Origin of the sequence: Chitinophaga sp. HK235 (genome assembly GCF_018255755.1) — a bacterium.
In the GTDB taxonomy this organism is placed as follows: domain Bacteria; phylum Bacteroidota; class Bacteroidia; order Chitinophagales; family Chitinophagaceae; genus Chitinophaga.
Genome location: NZ_CP073766.1, coordinates 7544937 through 7566391 on the forward strand (window position 1 = coordinate 7544937; position 21455 = coordinate 7566391).

A 21455-nucleotide genomic window follows, 5' to 3' on the forward strand; every position below is an offset into this window, starting at 1 on the left:
TTAATCCTTTACGGCTTCTATCAACCGTTTGTTGGCATCTATTTCCCATACATTGAAAGTGCCATCTCCATCGAAATCAACAACAGCAGTGGCTCTGGCTTTAAAGTCATTGCTGGCTGCCTGTATGATCTCAATTTTATAATTGGCCTGACCTCCTTCTGTTACCAGTTTTTGCTGTTCAAATGAGAGCTCAGTCAGATCCTTTGTATAGCGGGATTTTTCATAGAAAAAATTCTTTTCCAGCATGTGAATATGTTCCAGCTGTAACTTCGCTTCTGTGCTTTTCGCTTTGGTAATGAGCGGGAGCAGATTGGGTATGGCCAGGAGCACAAGTATCCCTACAATGATAAGTACGACCAATACTTCTGTTAGTGTAAATGCCTTTACTTTAGGTTGTGAATACTTTCTCTTTCTCAAGGTACAGGATTTTAGCAGGTAAATTTAAGGTAATTATCTGTTTAGAGGTTTGTTTATCAACATTTTTTTGTTTGAAACCAGTTGCCCTTGATAACTAACGGAGCCTGCAATGTATAATATCGCATTATTTCCCTGATAAGGAGTGACCTCGATCCGTATGTTGAAATTATCGGTTTCATAGTCAAAAGATCCGATCTCAGGCGCCCTGGCGATGGCTTCTATCTTGCTGTTAAGCAGCAGGCGTCCTTTTTCTTTTTTCAATCCCAGCGAAGGCTGGATGGTATAAGCAAAAAAGCGCATGACTATTCCGAAGGCAATCAGAATAATCAGGAGGGCGACGATACTTTCGACGATGGTGGCCGCCTTTACGCGTTTTTTTATTAATTCAGCCATTGAAGGACTTTTCGTGCAGATTGTTGTTGATCTAAAACCGCTGGCAACAGGTAATGCGAAGAAAGGGCATTCCTGTCAATACTGGTGTTGTGAAGCCTGTTATCGTATATGCTTCCCTGATGTTTTAAGATAGTATAGGCAGTCAACAAGGTACCGGTTATACTGCCATTGATCTCCAGATAACCATCACTATACACAATGCCCATCACCTTTGTTTGATTACCTAAGTGTGTATATATCCTGAACAGGTCAGAAGAATTAGATGTATAAGTAAAGATAGTTCCGTTTAAGCGGGATGCGGCTCCCAGCTGAAGGCGGGCTGTGAAATTGTTAGCCTCTGTCCTGGAGGGTTTCAGTAATACCAGAGCACTCGGATATTCAAAAAAACAATCCTGCCCGGTGATCAGACTATCGGTAGCAATGGCCTGTACGCTGCCCCTGAAGCCGGATTCAATCTTAATATAAGGAGCCATGAGGATGACGTTTTCCAGTGAGCAGCTCCCCGGGACAGTCAGCACGGAATCAGCGCAGATGATAATTTGGCCGGCGTAACTACTTTCATTCGCCAGCCTACCCTGGGTATACAGGTGTAGTACAGTATCTGAAAACGATTGCCGGATGGAAAGTGGCAGATGATCGGATGGTCCCTGTTTTATTTTTTTTTGCGGATCAGGAAGGGATTCCAGGTTAACAAAACTTTTGATTTCCCTGGTACTGGTGAATAATTGTCCATTGTACAATTGTTTCCCGGTAAAACCATCTTTATCAAGATAGGTTGGGTTTACACCGCTCTTAGGGAGGTAAACATTTCCGTTCAATACGGTATTCCCGCTTATCAGTAGTGGTTTATTGTGTTCTTCAAGATAAAGACAGGCATTAAAGACACTATCAGGAACACCGCCTGTCATCAGACTACGGACCAGTGTGTCTTTACCGACCATTGCCCTTACCGTGGCAATAGAAAAAATACCCCAGTTTCTGGATTGGATATTTGTTTCACCTGCTTCTTCTTTAAATAATTGGGACTGAGTGGTGAAGTGGGCGTTTTTATTGCCTAAAACCAATGCTACAGACGAGTTCAGCAGGTCATTGCATTTATCTCTGTTGCCCGTTTGCCGCAGGTATTCAGCATAATAAGAAAACTGTAATAGCAGCAATGCCGCCATGGTGGCAATAATGAAGCTGATAAAAATAGCAAGTAGCAAACTACCGGCATGTATTTTTTTCATTATTGTATCTTTTTCACGGAAGAATCCTTTGGAGCTTTTTCAGGGACCAGCTGTCCGTTCTTATAAATAATTGTCTTTTCGACACCCTTAGGGAAATAAGTGGTGCTGGGCCCATTAAGCTGGCCATTTGAATATGTGCTTTTACTGGTAAGGTGCCCGGTTGAATCATATTCAAAAGATTCACCGTTTTTTTCGCCACTTTTCCAGGTGGTGATCTGAGTGAATTCTCCGCTGGGATTCCAGGAGTGCCAGATCCCGGCTTTGAGCCCTTTTTTGAAATAGCCTTTGGTTCTGAGATTTTTATTGGGATAGAATTCTGTGTAATCACCATCCAGCAATTGACCACTGTAGCCACCGTGGGTACATATTATCTGTTGGGTTTTGTACCAGTAATAATATTTATCCCTCTTCGGTACTATCTTTTTACTTCTATCATATATGTAAAAGGTACAAACGGTATCATTGTGCCGGATGGTAATATGATTGGTCTTTATATCCGGCACTTGCTGAGCCAGGCTCTGGTTCAGCAGTGTACTGATAGTTATTATAACAAGAAGGAGTATCTTTTTCATGATAAATAGATTAGAAAAGACGGTACCGGAATATTACTTGGCCACTTGCTGCCTGATAATATTTTGTATGTCCAGTTCCGGAATGTTTGCTATGTCTCTGGATTTGAACTCAAACCTTTCACTTCCGGTAGCAAAGCCGCATTCTGCAATATTTACATGAAAAGAAGAAGCCGTTCTGATTTTTTCAGCAGGAAATGCAAGCAGTAACGAGTTGGCATCACTTAAGCCATAGGTTTGCTGAAATGCATAATCGGAGAGTTGAACCGTGTCATTGCTGGCAGTCGTGATATTTACATATTCATTCATTCTGAATGCAAGCGTCTGCAGCATTTTGCTATAAAGGCTGTAATCCCCAAGTTGCCGTATGGCCTCTTTACCTTCTTTGGAAAAAGACAACAGAAAGTAATACTGTGAAGCATACTTTTTTTGTAGGGTGTCTAACGCCTGATGCCCGGGGTCCTGCGTTTTAGACAGATCCTGAAGCACCAGCATGCTTTGTGGCATATATTTCAAACTGATGTCGATCCCGTTCCGGCTACTCTGCTGTGCCAGATGATGGGATGATTTATTAAGATAAGTTTCCATACCTGCTTTGTCAACAGGAGAAGGTCTGGAGCAACTGAAAAAAACTGCCAGTACACTTAATTGTGCGGTGCGGATAAGGATTTTGAACATGTAAAAGAAGTGTAAAGGGTTATTTCAGCGGAATTTTATAGTTCGAATTAAGATGATTCAGGATGTCCTCTGTAATATCCAGTGAAGGATCTGCATATCCAATATTGCCGTTGCTGGCAATTAATATCATTTTGTAGTGATGTTCTTTTCCATAAGACAGGAGATAGGCATTAACATCCGCGATTACTTTCTGAGTCAGGCGGTTTTCTTCCTGTTGTGCATTTTGTTGAACAGCCGCTTGATAATCATTTAACTGTTTTTGCTTGCCTCTGATAATTTCCTGCGCCATTTTCTTTTGTGTAGCGGAACCGGAATTCAATTCCTTCTCATATTGCAGGATCGTATGCTGAAGGTCTTTGCTGAGGGTATCAATGTTTGATTTCCATTGCTGGGTCTTTGTTTCAAGGGCTTTCCGGGCATCAGTCATGGCATGATAATTCCCCAGTAGCTTTCCTGAATCTATATAGGCCAGCTTATTGCTTTTAAAAAATGATTGATAGATAATCACTGAAAGCAAGACAAAAATAACGACGAGAACGGCCGGGAATAGTTTTTTTGACATAGGTATTTTTTATTGTAATGGGCTAAATTGCTGCAATACTTTTTACTTTGTTCTTTAAATTTCTTCCTTTCAAATAAAGCGGTTTCATATTGGTCGCTGGTCTGCGAAAGGTCCATGAAGCGGCTAAGATAGCAAAAAATGAGCATTATCTGAAAATGGTGGCATTATTTCTCTGCAATGGTTTTTAATGCAAACTTCGCTATTTCTACATCGCCGGTGGTGGTTTCACTGGAGAAGATCATATCCCCTAAAACCAATGAAAAAGTCTTTCTCTCTGGACCCACTGCAAATGCACCCTCTTTTTATCCAGGACTTTAATTATTTATTCTCTGTAATATCATTTTCATTGAATCATTTCCTAGTACTCCCGTCAGTATTAAATTCCCTGTAGCATTAACCGGAGACATTACTCCCGTAAAGACAGGTTTTTCCGCAGGAGCGTACCATTTTATTTCCAGCTGGTTGTCCCTTTTTCTATAAATCCCGTACCATCTTCTTTGTAATGTGTTAAATTCAAAAACACATCCATTTTTAATGTCAAAATATACCCGGGTAAGTATACTATCTGCACAACTGGCACGACTGAGGACCTGCTGATTTATCGTTACCTGTTTCACTTCATATTTGCCCCTGAGCTGTGGATCTTTATCTGGCTTGCCATGCATAGCAATTAACAACAGGGGTATATAGATAATAGAAAGGCGAATAGCTATTTTTAAATATTTGGAAAGATGAAGAGAGGGTAATTGATCTTTTGCGATAAAAAAGAACTCCTTCAGCCGGTTAAACTCTATGAACAGGAAATACAAGACACCGGAGATCATGATGGAAGCGTGAATGACCACACTGGTCCCAACTTGATAAAAAATATCCATCAGTAAAATGTTGGCGAGCACAGGCAGCAGTATAAAAACACCTGCCAGCCTTGTTCTGCGGAATAGTAGTAGCATCGCTCCCGTTATCTGGCATCCGGCAATAATACAGCCCAAAGGGTAAGAATGACTGAAAAAAGTCCAGAACAGGTCTTGTGATGAAAAACTACTTAAAGGCAGATCAAGCTTGTTCAACGGTACCACAAACTGAAAATGAAAGAGTTTTTCCCATCCAAATGTGGCCAGGTCAAATGCTACGCCATAGCGCAAAAGGCCTTGCCAGAATGCCAGGGTAGCCGGATTGTTAGTTTTTCTGATTGACCAGATCACAGCGTAAATAATAGTAGCAATCAGCAGAAGGAAGGGAACGATAGTCATAGTCCCGATAGGGAACCATGCTCTTATAAATGTAACACCTATACGTAACGTAGATGCACCGATTACCAATCCTGCCAATGTGCAGGTAATGAGTTTTTGGGAGAGTGGGATTTTCTGCATACAACATAAAATTGGTTGATAAGGATAATATTCAAAATCTGATGTATGAAAATAAGCAAGCGGCGGCTTATTTTCTTGCGGCAAACCCGGAGGATCTTTAAAAAATAATTGCTTACATTTGGGATGTACATTTTCTACTACTTCCCTGGCTTCCCGCAAACGCCAGAACCTGTAAAAAGCCCCGGCAACGAGCAGAGCGTAATTTTTATAAGATAAAAATTTAAAACTTAAAATTATGCCTAAGTATGTTATCGAACGTGAAATTCCAGGCGCAGGTAAATTGTCAGAAGAACAATTGAAAGCAATCTCACAAACTTCATGTAGCGTGCTAAACAATATGGGACCACAAATTCAATGGTTACATAGTTATGTGACAACCGATAAGATTTATTGTGTTTATATAGCACCTAATGAAGAAATGATCCGTGAGCACGCAAAACAAGGGGGATTCCCAGCCAACGTTATCAGTGAAGTAGCTACCGTTATTGATCCTACAACTGCGGAGTAAAACTTATAAACATCTTTAAAGCGCTACAACGTTTGGCGCTGGCCAATGGTCCGGACATTGGCGGAAGATGCTTCGTTTTAATTCTACATTCTATGCACATAAAAAAAGCTCGTATCACTACGAGCTTTTTTATATCTATGGGCTAAATTGATTATCATTCAGCCACCAGTCGCTTTTTTAGCTTTTGGCCTTACAACCACCATTATTAAAGTTCAGGATATCCGGATTATCAGTTCCATTAAGGCTCTCAAGTACATACTGGTAAACCGGCAGCTGGTGTGCGCATGGGGCGCCACTTTTTACCAGCGGGTACTTTGTTGAATCAATCTGGTAGCCCTGGGCTACCTGGGTATAGATGTTAGGTCCGTTTATGGGGAACTGCGGAACGTTTGGAACAACATCCGGCACATTATGTATCCGGTAGCTTTCAGCTATGCTGTTGTTGTACATATCGGCAAAGGCGACATTGCCTGTCATTGGAGACGCATAAGTATACACGCAAAGATCCATACCTTTACCCAGGCCGACGGAGGCAGCGGCGGCATAATAGGTTACCAGCGCGGCTCCCAGGCTATGACCTGTAACCACTGTGCGCACATTTCGGGCATCTGGCATTATAGATGTCGGATCGGCTGCAACAGTTTTTAAAGGGAAGGGCGGAATCTTCATAGGAGAATCAGGCAGTGATACGATCAGGCCTGATTCATAAAGATCGTAAAAGCCGGATGGAACTAATGCGTTGTTGTTAAACTCCTTAAAGGCGGTGGGAATAAAAAAGCTGTCTGCGATCGCTTCAAGTATGTTTTCCGTACCGCGGATGGCGATCACGTAGTCCAGAGTGCTCTTATGCTGTGCTATAAAACCGTAATAGACCAGGTCGAACTTCCCATGGACAATAATGTCATTCATCTGTACATTGTACAATATATTGTAGTTTGTCAAAAAATCCTTGTCTACCAGTGCCTGGTAGTCCTTATTGTTAAGGATATTCCTATACGCCTGTGTTGAAGGATTACGTTGTGTTAACGCATCCTGTTCCTGTACTGCCTGTTTGTAGATAATGTCTGCCAGGTTAGCCACTTTGGCGTACTGAACAGCCTCTGACAGGGAAATAGATAAAGATTTAATTTGGGTTTCCATAAAAAAAATGGGTTGAGGGTGAAAAAATGAGTTTATTATTTGGGGTACTAAAACAATTTTCTATTTAGTAGTAAGGATTCCAAATTAATCTAATTTTTTCTTTTTCCGATATTATAATTTTCCAGTGTAGTATCAAAACAACCCTTCGTTATCCGTGATGGAGGATGTCACAACTGGGGATAACAGCGTGATTTGAGTGTGTTGAGAATAGTAATTAATAAAACTAATTCAAATAAGTTTTTTTAAATATTTTAATAATACAATTTCTCAAATGAAGAGAAGTTATCCATCGGGTAACAATGGACTTATTAGCCGAAACCGTGAATTATATAATAAATATATCTACTCTTATATGTATCCTTATATAAATAACAACCATAAACGGATTGCTTGAGTGAGACTCTTCATGAAAAATATGGTGAGTATCCGCTGTAAAATGGTGGTGAAAGCAGAGTTGTCGAAAATGAATTTGAACTTCACCGTTTTGGAATTCGGAGAAGTGTAAATCGAAGAAAAAATATGTGCGACAAAGCATGATATATTAAAGGTTGCATTGGCCAGGCATGGCCTTGAATTGATGGATGAAAGGGCCGCTATGATTATTGACAAAATAAAAGGGTCATTGTTGAAATGATTCATTACAGCGAAGAACAATCAGACGTTAAAAATTCACATTACCTGAGCGAAAAATTAAACTTGAGCTACACTTATATTTCCAGTCTTTTTTCAGAAATAAAAGGAATTACTATTGAACAATATATTATTCAGACGGGTTAATTATACAACATTTCAATTTTAATTGTGTAACAATTGCTTTCTCCGGGCTTTCTAATTTTAACGATTGCTTCACTTTTAAAAAATATTAAAAATGAGAAGAAATCTACTACCTATGAGAAGAAATCTACTATCTGGCGCATTATGCGCATTGTTATTATTTTTATTGCCCTTTAAAAATTTGGCGCAGTCTCCCCCTAACTTGCGTTCAACTGCCAGTTTTGCATTGTTTACAGCGACTGGGGCGTTCAGTAATGTTGGTGCTTCAACAATTGTAACGGGTGATGTGGGGACTAATGTAGGTGCGTTTAGCGCTTTTCCACCTGGAGTGTTGGTGGGCCAACGTCATGTAGCAGATCCAGCCTCAGCACAGGCTGCTACGGATGTGAGTCTTGCCTATGGCGAGATGAGTACTATAACCTGCGGCAGTGTAATTTCAACAACGCTGGGAGGCGGGCAAACACTTCTCCCAAATGTTTATTGCCTGGGGGCAGCATCTACCGTTAATGGAGATCTTATTTTAGACGGACAGGGTAATCCCAATTCCTTGTTTATTTTTAAAATAGATGGGGCTTTGGCCACCACTGTTAACTCTAGAATTATATTGACGAATTCAGCTTCAATATGCAATGTTTACTGGCAGGTAAATGGCGAGGTTGATTTAGGTAATAACTCCCTTTTCCAGGGAACACTTCTGGTAAATGGAGCGATCAATTTACTGGAAGCTGCACAATTGAACGGCCGCGCTCTTTCAACAGCAGGAGCAATCTCTTTACATAATAATATAGTTAACGTAAGTGCTCAACCTACTGCATCGGTAATTACAGCAGGTGGGCCAACAACATTTTGCGCCGGGGGTAGTGTTGTCCTTTCAGGAAATAATGGCGGCACATGGAGTACAGGAGCAACAACTCCAACAATTACGGTCACCCAGGCCGGTGATTATTCTGTAACAAATACGAATGCATGTGGCACCGTAACCTCTAATCATATTATAGTTACCGTAAACCCATTGCCAGTATGTACGATCGCGGGTAATAGTGCTATTTGCCCGGGTACGTCAACACAACTTTGTGCACCCGCAGGCGCTGCTTCTTATTCATGGAACACAGGTGCCACCACAAATTGTATTACCGTTAACACCCCAGCAACATATATAGTTGCTGTTACAGGTGCAAACGGATGTGTAAGCACTTGCAGCAAAACTGTAACCACAAGCACGACACCAGTATGTACGATCACCGGCAGTGATACAATTTGCCAGGGTCAATCAACACAACTGTGTGTGCCAGCAGGTGCAACTTCTTATTTATGGAGCACAGGTGCCACCACAAATTGTATCACGGTTAGCACACCAGGAACATATACAGTTACTGTTAACAATGCAGGCGGATGTGTAAGCACCTGCAGCAAAACTGTAACCGCAGGAACATTGCCAGTATGTACGATTGAAGGCAATAGTGCTATTTGCCCGGGGTCGTCAACACAACTTTGTGCACCCGCAGGTGCTGCTTCTTATTTATGGAGCACAGGCGCCACCACAAATTGTATCACCGTTAACGCTGCAGGAACATATACTGTTACTGTTACCAGTGCAACCGGATGTACCAGTACATGTAGTAAAACAATCACTGTAAGTCAAACACCAGGTTGTCTGATCACCGGCAGTGGAACTATCTGCGAGGGTGGGTCAACACAATTGTGTGTGCCAGCAGGTGCAACCTCATATTTATGGAGCACAGGTGCCACCACAAATTGTATCACGGTTAGTACACCAGGAACATATACAGTTACTGTTACAGATGTAGGCGGATGTGTAAGCACCTGCAGCAAAACTGTAACCACAAGCACGACACCAGTATGTACGATCGAGGGTAATAGTGCTATTTGCCCGGGTGGGTCAACACAACTTTGTGTACCAGCAGGCGCTACCTCATATTTATGGAGCACAGGTGCCACCACAAATTGTATCACCGTTAGTACACCAGGAACATATACAGTTACTGTTACCAATGCAGGTGGATGTGTAAGCACCTGCAGCAAAACTGTAACCACCAGCACAACGCCAGTTTGTATGATCACCGGCAGTGGTACAATTTGCCAGGGTGGGTCAACACAACTGTGTGTGCCCGCAGGCGCAACCTCTTATTCATGGAACACAGGCGCCACCACAAATTGTATTACCGTTAACTCCCCAGCAACATATATAGTTGCTGTTACAGATGCAGGCGGATGTGTAAGCACTTGCAGCAAAACTGTAACCACCAGCACAACACCAGTATGTACGATCACCGGCAGTGATACAATTTGCCAGGGTCAATCAACACAACTTTGTGTACCAGCAGGCGCTACCTCATATTTATGGAGCACAGGTGCCACCACAAATTGTATCACGGTTAGTACACCAGGAACATATACAGTTACTGTTACCAATGCAGGCGGATGTGTAAGCACCTGCAGCAAAACTGTAACCACAAGCACGACACCAGTATGTACGATCACCGGCAGTGATACAATTTGCCAGGGTCAATCAACACAACTTTGTGTACCAGCAGGCGCTACCTCATATTTATGGAACACAGGTGCCACCACAAATTGTATCACGGTTAGTACACCAGGAACATATACAGTTACTGTTACCAATGCAGGCGGATGTGTAAGCACCTGCAGCAAAACTGTAACCACAAGCACAACGCCAGTATGTACGATCACCGGCAGTGGTACAATTTGCGAGGGTCAATCAACACAATTGTGTGTACCAGCAGGCGCTACCTCATATTTATGGAGTACAGGTGCCACCACAAATTGTATCACGGTTAGTACACCAGGAACATATACAGTTACGGTTACCAATGCAGGCGGATGTGTAAGCACCTGTAGCAAAACTGTAACTGTTAGTGCACCTATAGTTTGTTCCATCTACGGCGATACTTCAATTTGCCAGGGTCAAACAACTAAACTTTGTGCACCGGCAGGTTGTATAAAATATCTCTGGAATACGGGTGCAACAACAAGTTGTATTAATGTAAGCACCCCAGGAACGTATACTGTTACTACTACCAATGCAGCAGGTTGCACCAGCACCTGCAGTAAAACAGTTACAGTTGGTGCACCGATAGCATGTTCCATCACCGGCGATACTTCAATTTGCCAGGGTCAAACCACTGAGCTTTGTGTGTCAGCAGGCTGTGAAAAATATCTCTGGAGTACGGGAGCAACAACAAATTGTATTGATGTAAGTACCCCAGGCACGTATACTGTTACTACTACCAATTCAGCAGGTTGCACCAGCACCTGCAGTAAAACAGTTACAGTTGGTACACCGATAGCATGTTCCATCACCGGCGATACTTTAATTTGCCAGGGTCAAACTACTGAGCTTTGTGTGTCAGCAGGTTGTACAAAATATCTCTGGAACACGGGTGCAACAACAAGTTGTATTGATGTAAGCACCCCAGGAACGTATACTGTTACTACTACCAATTCAGCAGGTTGTACTAGTACCTGCAGCAAAACAGTTACTGTTCTTGATGTGTCTGACTGTATCATTACCGGTCCAGTCTCTTGCGACCCGGGAAAATCAATTCAGCTTTGCGCACCTTCAGGTTGTATAAAATATCTCTGGAACACGGGTGCAACAACAAGGTGTATTGATGTAAGCACCCCAGGAACGTATACTGTTACTACTACCAATTCAGCAGGTTGCACCAGCACCTGCAGTAAAACAGTTACAGTTAGTGCACCGACAGAATGTTCCATCACCGGCAATACTTCAATTTGCCAGGGTCAAACCACTGAGCTTTGTGCGCCAGAAGGTTTTGCAAAATATCTCTGGAGTACGGGAGAAACAACAAGTTGTATTACAGTAAGCACCGCAGGAATGTATACTGTTACCACAACCAATTCAGCAGGTTGTAGTAGTACCTGCAGCAAAACAGTTACTGTTCTTGGGGGGTCAGACTGTATCATTACCGGTTCAGTATCTTGCGGCCCGGGAAAATCAATTCAGCTTTGCGCACCTTCAGGTTACACAAAATATCTCTGGAACACAGGTGCAACAACAAGTTGTATTAAAGTCACACATGGCGGCACATATACCGTTACCGTTACCAATGCAGCCGGATGCGAGACAACCGCCAGTAGGTATATAACCTCACATTATATAACAACCAGGAAGGCTACGCCAGATACAACAAATCAGACTGCAAAACTGGAAACCTGGATAAGCGAGGCGCCACTATCTGTCAATTCAGATAATATGACAGCTAAAGCATATCCTAATCCATTTAACGGAAAAGCAGTAGTAGAGTTTCGAACTCCCGGTGCAAATGAACATGTTGTAGTTGAACTTTACGACATGAAGGGATTCAAAATTTTGACACTGTTTGACAAGAAAGTCAAAGGAAATGTTTGGTATAAAACTGAAGTAAATGGAACATCTCTTTCTGAAGGTGTTTACATCTACAGGATATCAAACGGTCACCAGGTCATTAATGGAAAACTGATTCTGATTAAATAGTCTTGTTATCAGAATAAAAAACGGGTCTCCAATTGCTATGCCCCCAAAAAGTATCTAACTTTTTGGGGGCTTTTTTTAAGCTGTTGTTTTAGGTTTATTCAGCAGCTTTTGTTTGGCAAAAGGTAAGATCGTTACTGCCAACTGGTCGTTTTACCATTCCTGTTTCGGCTTGTATTTAAAAATACATTTTTCATGTGTAAATTACTCGTTACAAAAAAATACCAGCAGATGTTGCCCTGAAAAAATTGGTTGGCATTACAGCTTCTGATATTATTGAATGAAGCGTCATCGATCACAAACCGGTATTTCACATCGCCCTTTTCAAGGCGTTCAAACGCTTTGTTAACGTCCTGAATATTGATGCGTTCAATTTCTGCGACAATGTTGTGTTTTGAACAGAAGTCGAGCATCTCCTGCATTTACTATTGGGACATAGCATAAACTCATCATTGGCGGGGAAGCTTCGGTAGCCGATAAATAATTATGGGGATTGCATTGGAAGTAAAGATGCCTTAGCAGGCTTCGGGAGGCGGGTTAGTGATCTAAGTAGGTTTTTTATTGTATAGATGTTCCTGGTAATACCAGGGATATGAATAAAATCATTCATTGGTTAAAATAACTTTTAAAGTCTTTTCCTTTCCAGCCGTGAAGATAAGAGGCTGCGAAGAACGATAACAGGAATAGTATTCGTTGAACACGTTTTTTACGGATTGTCATATTGTAAATTTAAATTGAGATGTAAAGTTACGTACGGCAATCTGGCTATGGGGTCCTGGCAAGATGGAGGATACCATTGAACGACCTGCCCCGTTTATTTTGTAGTCCCGTCTACAAAAGCCAGTAGGGAAATGATCAGGCCGTTGCTTAAAGTAAATATGTCTTGTCCGGTAATGGTATCCGGTTTGGAGGGCGGTCCAAACTTCCAGTAAAGAATCGCCATATTATGATGTGTTTCTATCGGCTTTACTATCTGGAACTGAAATCCGGGGTTTTCTTTTAACAGCCCACTGATAAAATCACTTACTGCTGCCGGCCCATTTAAAACTGCTCCGGGGTCAATAAAACGAATATTATCCGCATAAACTTTCTGTGCCAAAGCGAGACGCTTTCCGTCATCTGTTTCACCCCATACCTGCAGATGGGCTTCTACCAGGGATATTGCTTCTTTACGGGCGTCGTTGAAATCCCGGATCGCCAGTTTGTAGCGCATCATGGGGAGAAAAGAGTATAACTCATAAGGGTCTGTGGCATCCTTTGGAATCGACTGTTGCAAGGCATTGAAATATTTACCGGCCTCCTTATAATTGCCGCTGCCGGTATGGGCATCCAATGCAAAGAAGTTAATGGCGTTACGTTGTTGACGATTAAGATGAGGATACGCTGTGGTATAGTTATCCAGCAGTTTAATGCATACGGCGAACCGTCCGCCTTTCACATAAGCGTCTGCCAGGTTACGCACAACGATATGCTCCGATGCTTCGTCTTTATGATGTTTGGCAATTAACAGCGCCTTTTCAAAACATACAGCGGCACTGTCGAATTGATTGGTATACAACAAAGGGATGCCCAGTATATTATAGATGGTGCAAACCTGAAGGGAGGTATCTTTGACATTATGCGCAATCGCAACAGCTTTCTGCCCAAATTCAATTGCCTTTTTATAATTCCCGAGGGCGGTAAACACCTGGCAAAGCATGTAGTAGGCGCCCTGCTGATGAGGGAAATGTAGTTGATTGTAGATGTCTATGGCGTTTTGAAGTACCCGCTGTGCCTTTAGGTAGTCTTCATCAATGATACAATAATCACCAATTTGCTGGAGAATGTTTGCCTGCTCCAGCTTTTTGCCACTAAGACCATAGTATTTTACGGCTTCTTCGTAATAAGATATCCTTTGGTTTCTTTCCCCGGTATACACATCGTAAGTATCTGCCAGCTTAGCGTAGGAAGGGCCAAGGTCGGCAGTCATGTGATGACGGAAATAAATCGCAATTGCCTTTTGAAAGGCAGGTCTGGCACTGTCCTTATTGCTTTTACGAAAATAAATACTGCCGATTAGCATATTGCCGCCACCTTCACCCCCGGGGAATCCTATCTCCTGACTGCGGGCCACTATTTTTTGCGCGGATCGGAGCAAGCTATCAAGCCTGGAACTGTCTGCACCTGCCAGGAGGCTGTCGTTCTGGTAGATTTGACGATTTATAACTGCGGTATCCCTACGAAAATTTTTTTCTTTGGTATCGCATGTAGGTAATGCGAACATGCCCATTGATATCAGTATCATCACTGTAATGGCCGGCATATAATGGGGAATTACGCAGAAAATATAAATTGATTTTCTTAACATATTAGGAAAAATGACGCAGAGATAAATGCCAACATAACTTCAGCTGCAAAATCGGGGTGTTCACCATGCTGTTTTTGATCCGGAATGAGAGAACGCTACATACAAGTTATCATATATATTTGACATTACCTGACTGCGTTTATACGTCAGCGTAGTCCAGAGAGTCAGGTAGGGACTGTTTTTATTTCAGTTAAGCGCATTAAAAAACCTCAAAATCTTTACTACAAAAGAGTTTAAGGCTTTGGCAGAACATTTGAAAAATACAGTATGCCAAAAGAAGTCACTCGCAAAGGGGAACTTGGTAAGCGAGATCTAAGCATTGTTAGTCTTCTCCTCAACGCTTTCAAAGTTTTTAAGGCAACTGTTTATTAATATCTTCGTAGTAAATAATAAATTATGGAACCGCCAGAATACATTGACAGTGCGAAAGTCATCAAATGGGCTTGGTCAGGATTGCAACCTTTCGGAATCCTGAGTAATGAGGACGGCTCGGAAAAGGAGGAAATATATGGACTCGCTATCTGTAAATATGAAGGATCAAAAAATGTTTATCGATTTAGTTGTGATAAAAATTGGGAAACCGTCCAGGATGGATTTTATGAAGACATTGAAGAAGCGATCAGGCTTTTGCCAGATCAATACAAAAATGTAGAAGCAAATTGGCATTCCTGGAAATCAGGTAAATAACTTGATGAGATCCTAACCTGGACAGCCATCCATAAAAAAGAAATAGTAACAAGAGGAAATTAAAAGGTGAATTTAAATTTTATGACCCAAGGGACAAATAGGTATTACTTTATCCATTCCATCAGTGTTACAGCGCTCAGCCATCCCATAGTGAGAACCACGCACCACCCTGCCACCTGCATCCATACCGGATACTTGTAGGTACCCATCAGTTTCTTTTTTACCGTGGCTATCAATATGACCGCCAATGCTACCGGTAAGATAAGACCATTTAATGCACCGGCTGTAATTAAGAGCCGCACCGGGTTTCTAACGAAAATAAAGATGATGGTGGAGAAAACAATAAAGAAAGATATTATCCAGCGTTCATATACTGGTATCAGTGGATGAAATGTTTTGAGAAAAGATACAGAGGTATAAGCGGCGCCTACAACAGAAGTAATAGCTGCGCTCCACATAACCACCCCGAAAAACCGATAGCCTGCCATGCCGGCGACTATGCGGAATACGGAAGCCGGCGGGTTGCTGCTGTCCAGCGTAATACCTTTGGCTACTACGCCCAGTGTGGCAAGGAATAGCACGGTACGCATAATACCGGTGATAACGATACCGCTGACGGCGCTCCTGTTGACCAGATGTAATTGCCGGGTTCCATTGATGCCTGCATCCAGCAGCCGGTGTGCGCCGGCAAAACTGATGTAGCCGCCAACGGTTCCGCCTACCAACGTAACGATCGTTTTTGTATCAATAACAGAGGGCCAAACGGTTTGCCGCATGGCCTCTCCGAGCGGGGGATGGGAGCTGACGGCGATGTAGATCGTCAATAATACCATCAATAACCCCAGCCAACGGGTAAACTGATCGAGCATATATCCCATCTCCTTTATCCAGAAAACGAACAATGCAATACCACAGCTGAGTAGTGCGCCATAAGTCGTATCCATGCCTGTGATTACTTGTATACCCAGTCCGCATCCACCTATATTACCGATGTTGAACGCCAGTCCGCCAAGTACTACCAGTGCGGCCAGCAGGTAACCCAGTCCCGGCAGCAGGTCATTGGCGAGGTCCTGCGCACGACGTTCTGTGATAGCCAGCACACGCCATATATTGAGTTGTGCGCCGATATCCAGTAAGATGGATATCAGCACCACGAAGCCGAATGCAGCGCCCAGCTGCCAGGTGAAGACAGTGGTTTGTGTCAGGAAACCCGGCCCGATAGCGGAGGTGGCCATCAGGAAAGCGGCGCCCATGATGGCGGAAGATTTTTGTTTACTCACGGATGTTGGATAGTTAAATGATGATGAAGTAAGGCTGCATGTATGGCGCGGGCATATTCCAGTGCATGCGCACCATCTCCGTGTATGCAGATGGTCTCTGCTTTCAGCGGAATAATTTTCCCGGACTGCACGGTCACCTCCTGCCGGGTGACCATCTGTAATACCTGTTTAACTGCCAGCGTTTCACTTTCAATCATAGCGCCCGGTTGTGAGCGGGCCGTCAGCGAACCGTCATCCTGGTATGTTCTGTCGGCAAATACTTCGCTGACGGTCTTCAGTCCGGCTGCTGCCGCTGCACTGATCAATAAACTGTTACTCAGTCCGAAGAGACGTAAACGGTTATCGACATCCTTTACGGCTTTTGCAATGATTTGCGCCATCGCTGGTATACGGGCGGCCATATTATACAGTGCGCCATGTGGCTTTACATGATGCAGCTGCACACCATGGGCGCGGCAGATGATCTGCAGGGCATATATCTGCGTGCACACCAGGTCATAAAGCGCCGGATCTGAAAGCTGTTGTTCCCTGCGTCCGAAGTTCTCCCGGTCTGCAAATCCGGGATGCGCTCCTATGGCTACCTGATGTTCCGTTGCCAGCAGCACGGTTTTCTTCATGGTGTCTGTATTGCCGGCATGATAGCCACAGGCAATGTTGGCACTGGAGATAAAGGGCATGATAGCTGCGTCATTGTCCAGCCCTTCGCCCATGTCACAATTAAGATCAATATAATTCATATGGTAACGACCATTTTTCCAAACGTAACTGACTGGCATGCTGCAGGTAGCGTATAGCCTTTTCCTGTTGCCATAACATTTCTTCTGCAGTTTCCCTGCTGGTGATACTGAACTGCAATGACTGTCCCGGTTGATATTGGGCCAGCACAGGTATATCGGCGGTAATGACATGTGCTGCTATCGGATAACCGCCGGTAGTCTGATGGTCTGCCATCAGTATGATCAGCTGACCGTCGGGGAGGAGCTGTATGGCTCCTTTGCATATGCCGGCAGACAACTGTTCCTCTTTTTTATGGGTGTGCAGGGGCGCACCTCTCAGCCGGAATCCCATACGGTCGCTATGCGGGCCTATCCGGAAACTGCCGGTTATGAGCTGTTGTTGTGAGGGAGCGTCCAGCATATCCCAGCAGGCGCCAGGCAAGATGCGGATGGTGTCTTGTTTATTGTACAGGTGATCAGTGGCCGCTGTCCATGGGAATATTTTCGGTTGCCTGTCACTGATAGGCTGTGGTGATTTATTAAAGGGTAGTTTATCTCCCTTCCGGAGGGCCCTGCCTTTAAAGCCTCCCTGCGCTACTTTAAGATGTGTGCTGCAGCTGCCGAGCCATGGTGTCAGTGAAAAACCATGGCGGACAGCCAGGTAACAACGTGCTCCGGTGCGTAGTTTTTCAAAAGCCAGCGTAGCGCCTGCATGAACATATAGTGGTTTATGTAGTGGTACGGCCAGGCCGTCGACAGTAGCACCGAAATCGGCTCCTGCTAAGGCGATCAGGGCGGACGCTTCAAACAGGTATTTGCCTGCGGGGAAATGTAATTCCAGTAGCGCTTCATCAGCCGGATTGCCGATGAGAGCGTTAGCTACGGCCATGGCTATACGATCCATTACACCGCCGGGATTGATCCCAAGGTGTTGAAAACCATATCTGCCTTTGTCCTGTATGGTATCCATTATGCCCTGTTGTAATACTACTATGCTCATTGCTCCTGTTGTATTTGTCTGAAAACTTCCAGCGTAACTGGTATGAACTGTACGCGGTCTCCGGGCCGGCAATAACAGGGATCGGCATTGGCGGGATCAAACATTCGCAACGGTGTTTGCCCTATTATATTCCAGCCTCCGGGGGAAGCCAGCGGATAGATGCCCGTCTGTACGCCTGCAATACCTACGCTGCCGGCGGGTACCTGTAGCCGCGGTTGCTGTCTGCGTGGGGTTTGCAGCGCTGCGCATACTTCCCCCATATAAGGAAATCCCGGCAGGAAACCTGTCAGATATACCGTGTATATTGTCTGTGAATGCCAGGCGATGATATCCGCTATGGCTACATTCCGGGAGGTGGCCATCTCTGTTATATCCGGACCCAATGAAGGATCATAACATACCGGAATTCGCAGTTCCCGGGGAGCAGGGAAGGTGATGGTTTCCTGCGTTTTTGTTTTCTCCCGGATATAGGCCGTCATCCACTGCAATCCCGGTATACGCTCGTTGCACCTGAGCTGCGCCGCATCATACACGATGGTTAAGGAGGCATATGCCGGTATCAGATCAAGGATATAGGGGGATGGCCGGGAGCGGAGGCTATGAAAGGTTTTCATTACTTCCTGATGTATCGCCGTATTTATTTTCTGCTCCCATTTTAGGATAACAGCACTGTCTCCAAGTGGATGTATGACATAGTCAGGATTCATAGTAACAAGATAATGTTTTTACAGCGGGAAAAACAGCAGCGGCGATATTATTTTAGCCAACGATCCATTTATGCTATTGCGACTAATACTTAAGGGGTTCTTTTTTTGCGAGCGTAATTTCAGCTCAGGCTATTCCTTGTCTATTCCCTTATATGGCCTGATAATGTGATCTGCAGCAGGTTTGATTTGCTGATAAAAATCATAAAATAAAATAGAAGACAAATTTGTCCGTTATTTTAAAGCAACTATCTTTGTGTCATAAATCTGCAAGATGCTTTCCAAAGCGTGTAAATATGGAATCAAAGCAACACTCTTCCTTGCGCAGCAATCGAAGGATGGCAGAATGTCAAACGTGCGGGAGATCGCGGAGGCCATTGGTTCGCCGGAAGCGTTTACAGCAAAAGTGCTGCAACAACTTGTGCGCTGTGCGATCATCAGTTCCGTCAAAGGCGCCAAAGGCGGTTTCTATATCGAAGGGCACACGCTTAGCACGCTTAACCTGTTGCGGATCGTTGTAGCGATTGATGGGAGGGGCCTCATTGAAAACTGTATGCTGGGCCTGAGCGAATGCTCCGAAAACCAGCCTTGTCCGGTACATCGCCAGTTCAAATGGATCAAGGAAGACATCGTACACATGCTCTGCAAGTCGATGGTGAATGAGCTGACCATGGAAGTAGCACTGAATTTGACGGTATTAAAAAACTGATTTTTTTGATTGTAAACAGGATAAAAATGTCTTTTATTTAAGCCGGAGACTGAAATCATAGATAGTCGGTTCGGCTCCGATCCGGTTCGTCGTATTCATAACCTATAAAATCTGTTGACATGCTTACAAAGAGTAGCGCCAGGATATTCTTCCTCGGCGGCACGATTGTTACGTTCCTTTATATTCATTGGCTTGTCGTGGCATACACTCAGCAAAGATATTCCTCATAGAACGCATGAAAAAAACCTGACACCTTCTGTGATTGCAGGTAAGCGGCTGTTTGAAGCCAACAACTGCATGGGCTGCCATACTATTATGGGTGAGGGTTACGTATGATGCCCCGGAGGCAAAACCATAACATGTTATCTCTCCCTTACCGAAAAGAATTAAAACATTATAACACATGATGAACAGGATCAAACCATTGCTTGGAACATTACTCGGCCTGTGGCTGCTGAGCGGCTGCACAGGCACTGAAAAAGATGCAGACCGAAAATCCACAACACCGCCCGCAGATATCAAAGCTGTTGGGCAAAGCGTAGCAGAAACGACCGCGCCGCCACTGGTACCAAAACCCGTTGGCTCGCGGGAAGCAACCAAACTTATCGTCAACATGGAGATCATGGAAAAAGAAGGAGAGATGGCGGACGGTGTGAAATACCTTTACTGGACCTTCAACGGTACCGTACCAGGTAGCTTTATCCGTACCCGTATAGGCGACGAAGTGGAATTTCACCTGAAGAACCATCCCAACAACAAACTGCCACACAATATTGACCTGTACGCTGTGACAGGGCCGGGTGGCGGAGCTGCCTCCTCTTTCGTAGCGCCAGGCCATGAAGTTGTATTCTCCTTTAAAGTGGTCAATCCAGGCCTTTTCGTCTACCACTGCGCCACCGCACCGGTAGCCATGCACATCGCGAATGGCATGTATGGTCTTATACTGGTAGAACCTGAAGGAGGACTGCCGCCAGTAGACAAGGAGTATTACATCATGCAGGGCGACTTCTACACCAAAGGCAAAAACGGCGAACCAGGCCTGCAGCCCTTCGATATGCAGAAGGCGGTAGACGAGCATCCCGACTACGTGGTGTTCAACGGTAAAGTCGGTTCGCTGACCGGTGATAACGCTATCAAAGCGAATGTCGGTGAAACGGTACGCCTTTTCGTAGGCAACGGTGGTCCCAACATGGTGTCTTCATTCCACGTCATCGGAGAAATTTTCGATAAGGTGCACGTGGAAGGTGGAGACCTGATCAACAAGAACGTACAGACCACACTGATTCCTGCGGGAGGGGCGACCATCGTAGACTTCAAGGTAGAGGTGCCAGGTACTTTCGTGATCGTAGACCACTCTATTTCCCGCACATTCAATAAAGGTTCCTTAGGTATGCTGACCGTTGCAGGGCCTGAAAACAAAAATTTGTACTCTGGTAAACAAACAGACGGTATCTATCAGCCCGAAGGCGGTACTATTCAGTCTATGCCCGGCGAGAAGGCCCCGGCTGCACCTAAAGCTGCCAACCTCGCAGAGCGGATTGCTATGGGTAAGATGGTGTATTCCAAAACCTGCCTTGCCTGTCACCAGGAAAACGGTACGGGTATCCCGAATGCCTTTCCTCCGCTCGCCGGCTCCGATTTCCTGAACGCAGATGCAGGCCGTGTGATAGATATCGTGCTGCATGGTAAGACCGGTGAGGTCGTGGTGAACGGCGCCAAATTCAATGGCGTGATGCCAGCCCAAACGCTGACAGATGAAGAGATCGCGAATGTGTTGTCATACGTTTACTCCAGCTGGGGTAACAAGAAACAGGAAATCAAACCGGGAACGGTGGCGGCTAAACGTAAACATTAAA

The 21455-nt window shown here is 44.3% G+C and carries 19 protein-coding genes; 6 read left to right on the plus strand and 13 right to left on the minus strand.

Annotated elements, in window-relative coordinates; translation table 11 throughout:
- The 7 genes from KD145_RS29045 to KD145_RS29075 form a co-directional block, all read right to left on the minus strand.
- Window positions 1-417: a type IV pilin protein gene (locus KD145_RS29045; protein WP_212003305.1), complete on the minus strand. Its 417-nt coding sequence runs from the start codon at window positions 415-417 to the stop codon at window positions 1-3.
- A 33-nt stretch (window positions 418-450) separates the two neighbouring features.
- A complete protein-coding gene (locus tag KD145_RS29050) occupies window positions 451-810 on the minus strand; it encodes a hypothetical protein (protein WP_212003306.1) in 360 nt (119 codons plus the stop codon).
- Window positions 798-2039 carry a hypothetical protein gene (locus KD145_RS29055; RefSeq protein WP_212003307.1) on the minus strand — a complete coding sequence of 414 codons (1242 nt, stop codon included), beginning with the start codon at window positions 2037-2039 and terminating at the stop codon, window positions 798-800. Before KD145_RS29055 ends, KD145_RS29050 begins: the two co-directional genes overlap by 13 nt.
- Window positions 2039-2611: a toxin-antitoxin system YwqK family antitoxin gene (locus tag KD145_RS29060; protein ID WP_212003308.1), complete on the minus strand. Its 573-nt coding sequence runs from the start codon at window positions 2609-2611 to the stop codon at window positions 2039-2041. Before KD145_RS29060 ends, KD145_RS29055 begins: the two co-directional genes overlap by 1 nt.
- A gap of 33 nt (window positions 2612-2644) precedes the next feature.
- Entirely contained in the window at window positions 2645-3286 is a 642-nt protein-coding gene (locus KD145_RS29065; protein WP_212003309.1) for a hypothetical protein, read from the minus strand.
- Window positions 3287-3305: 19 nt separating this feature from the next.
- A complete protein-coding gene (locus KD145_RS29070) occupies window positions 3306-3848 on the minus strand; it encodes an OmpH family outer membrane protein (RefSeq protein WP_212003310.1) in 543 nt (180 codons plus the stop codon).
- Between the two features lie 314 nt (window positions 3849-4162).
- On the minus strand, window positions 4163-5377 hold the full coding sequence (locus tag KD145_RS29075; RefSeq protein WP_212003311.1) for a hypothetical protein: 1215 nt from the start codon (window positions 5375-5377) through the stop codon (window positions 4163-4165).
- Between the two features lie 76 nt (window positions 5378-5453).
- Between KD145_RS29075 and KD145_RS29080 the strand changes: the two genes are divergently transcribed.
- Entirely contained in the window at window positions 5454-5726 is a 273-nt protein-coding gene (locus KD145_RS29080) for a DUF4242 domain-containing protein (protein WP_212003312.1), read from the plus strand.
- Window positions 5727-5903: 177 nt separating this feature from the next.
- Here KD145_RS29080 and KD145_RS29085 read toward each other — a convergent pair whose 3' ends face one another.
- Entirely contained in the window at window positions 5904-6866 is a 963-nt protein-coding gene (locus KD145_RS29085; RefSeq protein ID WP_212003313.1) for a lipase family protein, read from the minus strand.
- Window positions 6867-7755: 889 nt separating this feature from the next.
- Here KD145_RS29085 and KD145_RS29090 point away from each other — a divergent pair.
- Window positions 7756-12159 (plus strand): ice-binding family protein, encoded by a 4404-nt coding sequence (locus tag KD145_RS29090; RefSeq protein WP_212003314.1) that lies wholly within the window; start codon window positions 7756-7758, stop codon window positions 12157-12159.
- A gap of 811 nt (window positions 12160-12970) precedes the next feature.
- Here KD145_RS29090 and KD145_RS29095 read toward each other — a convergent pair.
- Window positions 12971-14458 (minus strand): tetratricopeptide repeat protein, encoded by a 1488-nt coding sequence (locus KD145_RS29095; protein WP_212003315.1) that lies wholly within the window; start codon window positions 14456-14458, stop codon window positions 12971-12973.
- Between the two features lie 441 nt (window positions 14459-14899).
- Between KD145_RS29095 and KD145_RS29100 the strand changes: the two genes are divergently transcribed.
- Window positions 14900-15190, plus strand: coding sequence for a hypothetical protein (locus KD145_RS29100; RefSeq protein ID WP_212003316.1), 291 nt, complete (start codon window positions 14900-14902; stop codon window positions 15188-15190).
- A 104-nt stretch (window positions 15191-15294) separates the two neighbouring features.
- Here KD145_RS29100 and KD145_RS29105 read toward each other — a convergent pair whose 3' ends face one another.
- Genes KD145_RS29105 through pxpB form a run of 4 tightly spaced genes read right to left on the minus strand, consistent with a single transcriptional unit; the run spans window position 15295 to window position 18893 of the window.
- On the minus strand, window positions 15295-16470 hold the full coding sequence (locus KD145_RS29105; protein WP_249219613.1) for an NRAMP family divalent metal transporter: 1176 nt from the start codon (window positions 16468-16470) through the stop codon (window positions 15295-15297).
- The gene (locus KD145_RS29110) at window positions 16467-17207 is read right to left on the minus strand and encodes a 5-oxoprolinase subunit PxpA (RefSeq protein ID WP_212003317.1); all 741 of its coding nucleotides are present in this window, start codon (window positions 17205-17207) and stop codon (window positions 16467-16469) included. The genes KD145_RS29105 and KD145_RS29110 overlap by 4 nt, the downstream gene beginning before the upstream one ends.
- Entirely contained in the window at window positions 17194-18186 is a 993-nt protein-coding gene (locus KD145_RS29115) for a biotin-dependent carboxyltransferase family protein (protein ID WP_212003318.1), read from the minus strand. The genes KD145_RS29110 and KD145_RS29115 overlap by 14 nt, the downstream gene beginning before the upstream one ends.
- Window positions 18183-18893, minus strand: a complete 711-nt coding sequence (gene pxpB / locus KD145_RS29120) for a 5-oxoprolinase subunit PxpB (RefSeq protein ID WP_212003319.1) — start codon at window positions 18891-18893, stop codon at window positions 18183-18185. Before pxpB ends, KD145_RS29115 begins: the two co-directional genes overlap by 4 nt.
- Before the next feature lie 271 nt (window positions 18894-19164).
- On the opposite strand from pxpB, the gene KD145_RS29125 reads away from it, so the two are divergent.
- The 3 genes from KD145_RS29125 to nirK all read left to right on the plus strand — a co-directional run bounded on the left by KD145_RS29125 (window position 19165) and on the right by nirK (window position 21454).
- Entirely contained in the window at window positions 19165-19599 is a 435-nt protein-coding gene (locus KD145_RS29125) for an Rrf2 family transcriptional regulator (RefSeq protein ID WP_212003320.1), read from the plus strand.
- A gap of 258 nt (window positions 19600-19857) precedes the next feature.
- A complete protein-coding gene (locus KD145_RS32630) occupies window positions 19858-19935 on the plus strand; it encodes a c-type cytochrome (protein ID WP_374223541.1) in 78 nt (25 codons plus the stop codon).
- A gap of 67 nt (window positions 19936-20002) precedes the next feature.
- Window positions 20003-21454 carry a copper-containing nitrite reductase gene (gene nirK, locus KD145_RS29135; protein WP_212003322.1) on the plus strand — a complete coding sequence of 484 codons (1452 nt, stop codon included), beginning with the start codon at window positions 20003-20005 and terminating at the stop codon, window positions 21452-21454.
- Window position 21455 lies beyond the last annotated feature (1 nt).

What these genes read in the sequence shown, in the direction of transcription:
- KD145_RS29050 (WP_212003306.1), bottom strand. Translation starts at nt 810, where the DNA reads ATGGCTGAATTAATAAAAAAACGCGTAAAGGCGGCCACCATCGTCGAA.
- KD145_RS29055 (WP_212003307.1), bottom strand. Translation starts at nt 2,039, where the DNA reads ATGAAAAAAATACATGCCGGTAGTTTGCTACTTGCTATTTTTATCAGC.
- KD145_RS29060 (WP_212003308.1), bottom strand. Translation starts at nt 2,611, where the DNA reads ATGAAAAAGATACTCCTTCTTGTTATAATAACTATCAGTACACTGCTG.
- KD145_RS29065 (WP_212003309.1), bottom strand. Translation starts at nt 3,286, where the DNA reads ATGTTCAAAATCCTTATCCGCACCGCACAATTAAGTGTACTGGCAGTT.
- KD145_RS29070 (WP_212003310.1), bottom strand. Translation starts at nt 3,848, where the DNA reads ATGTCAAAAAAACTATTCCCGGCCGTTCTCGTCGTTATTTTTGTCTTG.
- KD145_RS29080 (WP_212003312.1), top strand. Translation starts at nt 5,454, where the DNA reads ATGCCTAAGTATGTTATCGAACGTGAAATTCCAGGCGCAGGTAAATTG.
- KD145_RS29085 (WP_212003313.1), bottom strand. Translation starts at nt 6,866, where the DNA reads ATGGAAACCCAAATTAAATCTTTATCTATTTCCCTGTCAGAGGCTGTT.
- KD145_RS29090 (WP_212003314.1), top strand. Translation starts at nt 7,756, where the DNA reads ATGAGAAGAAATCTACTATCTGGCGCATTATGCGCATTGTTATTATTT.
- KD145_RS29095 (WP_212003315.1), bottom strand. Translation starts at nt 14,458, where the DNA reads ATGCCGGCCATTACAGTGATGATACTGATATCAATGGGCATGTTCGCA.
- KD145_RS29100 (WP_212003316.1), top strand. Translation starts at nt 14,900, where the DNA reads ATGGAACCGCCAGAATACATTGACAGTGCGAAAGTCATCAAATGGGCT.
- KD145_RS29110 (WP_212003317.1), bottom strand. Translation starts at nt 17,207, where the DNA reads ATGAATTATATTGATCTTAATTGTGACATGGGCGAAGGGCTGGACAAT.
- KD145_RS29115 (WP_212003318.1), bottom strand. Translation starts at nt 18,186, where the DNA reads ATGAGCATAGTAGTATTACAACAGGGCATAATGGATACCATACAGGAC.
- pxpB (WP_212003319.1), bottom strand. Translation starts at nt 18,893, where the DNA reads ATGAATCCTGACTATGTCATACATCCACTTGGAGACAGTGCTGTTATC.
- KD145_RS29125 (WP_212003320.1), top strand. Translation starts at nt 19,165, where the DNA reads ATGCTTTCCAAAGCGTGTAAATATGGAATCAAAGCAACACTCTTCCTT.
- nirK (WP_212003322.1), top strand. Translation starts at nt 20,003, where the DNA reads ATGATGAACAGGATCAAACCATTGCTTGGAACATTACTCGGCCTGTGG.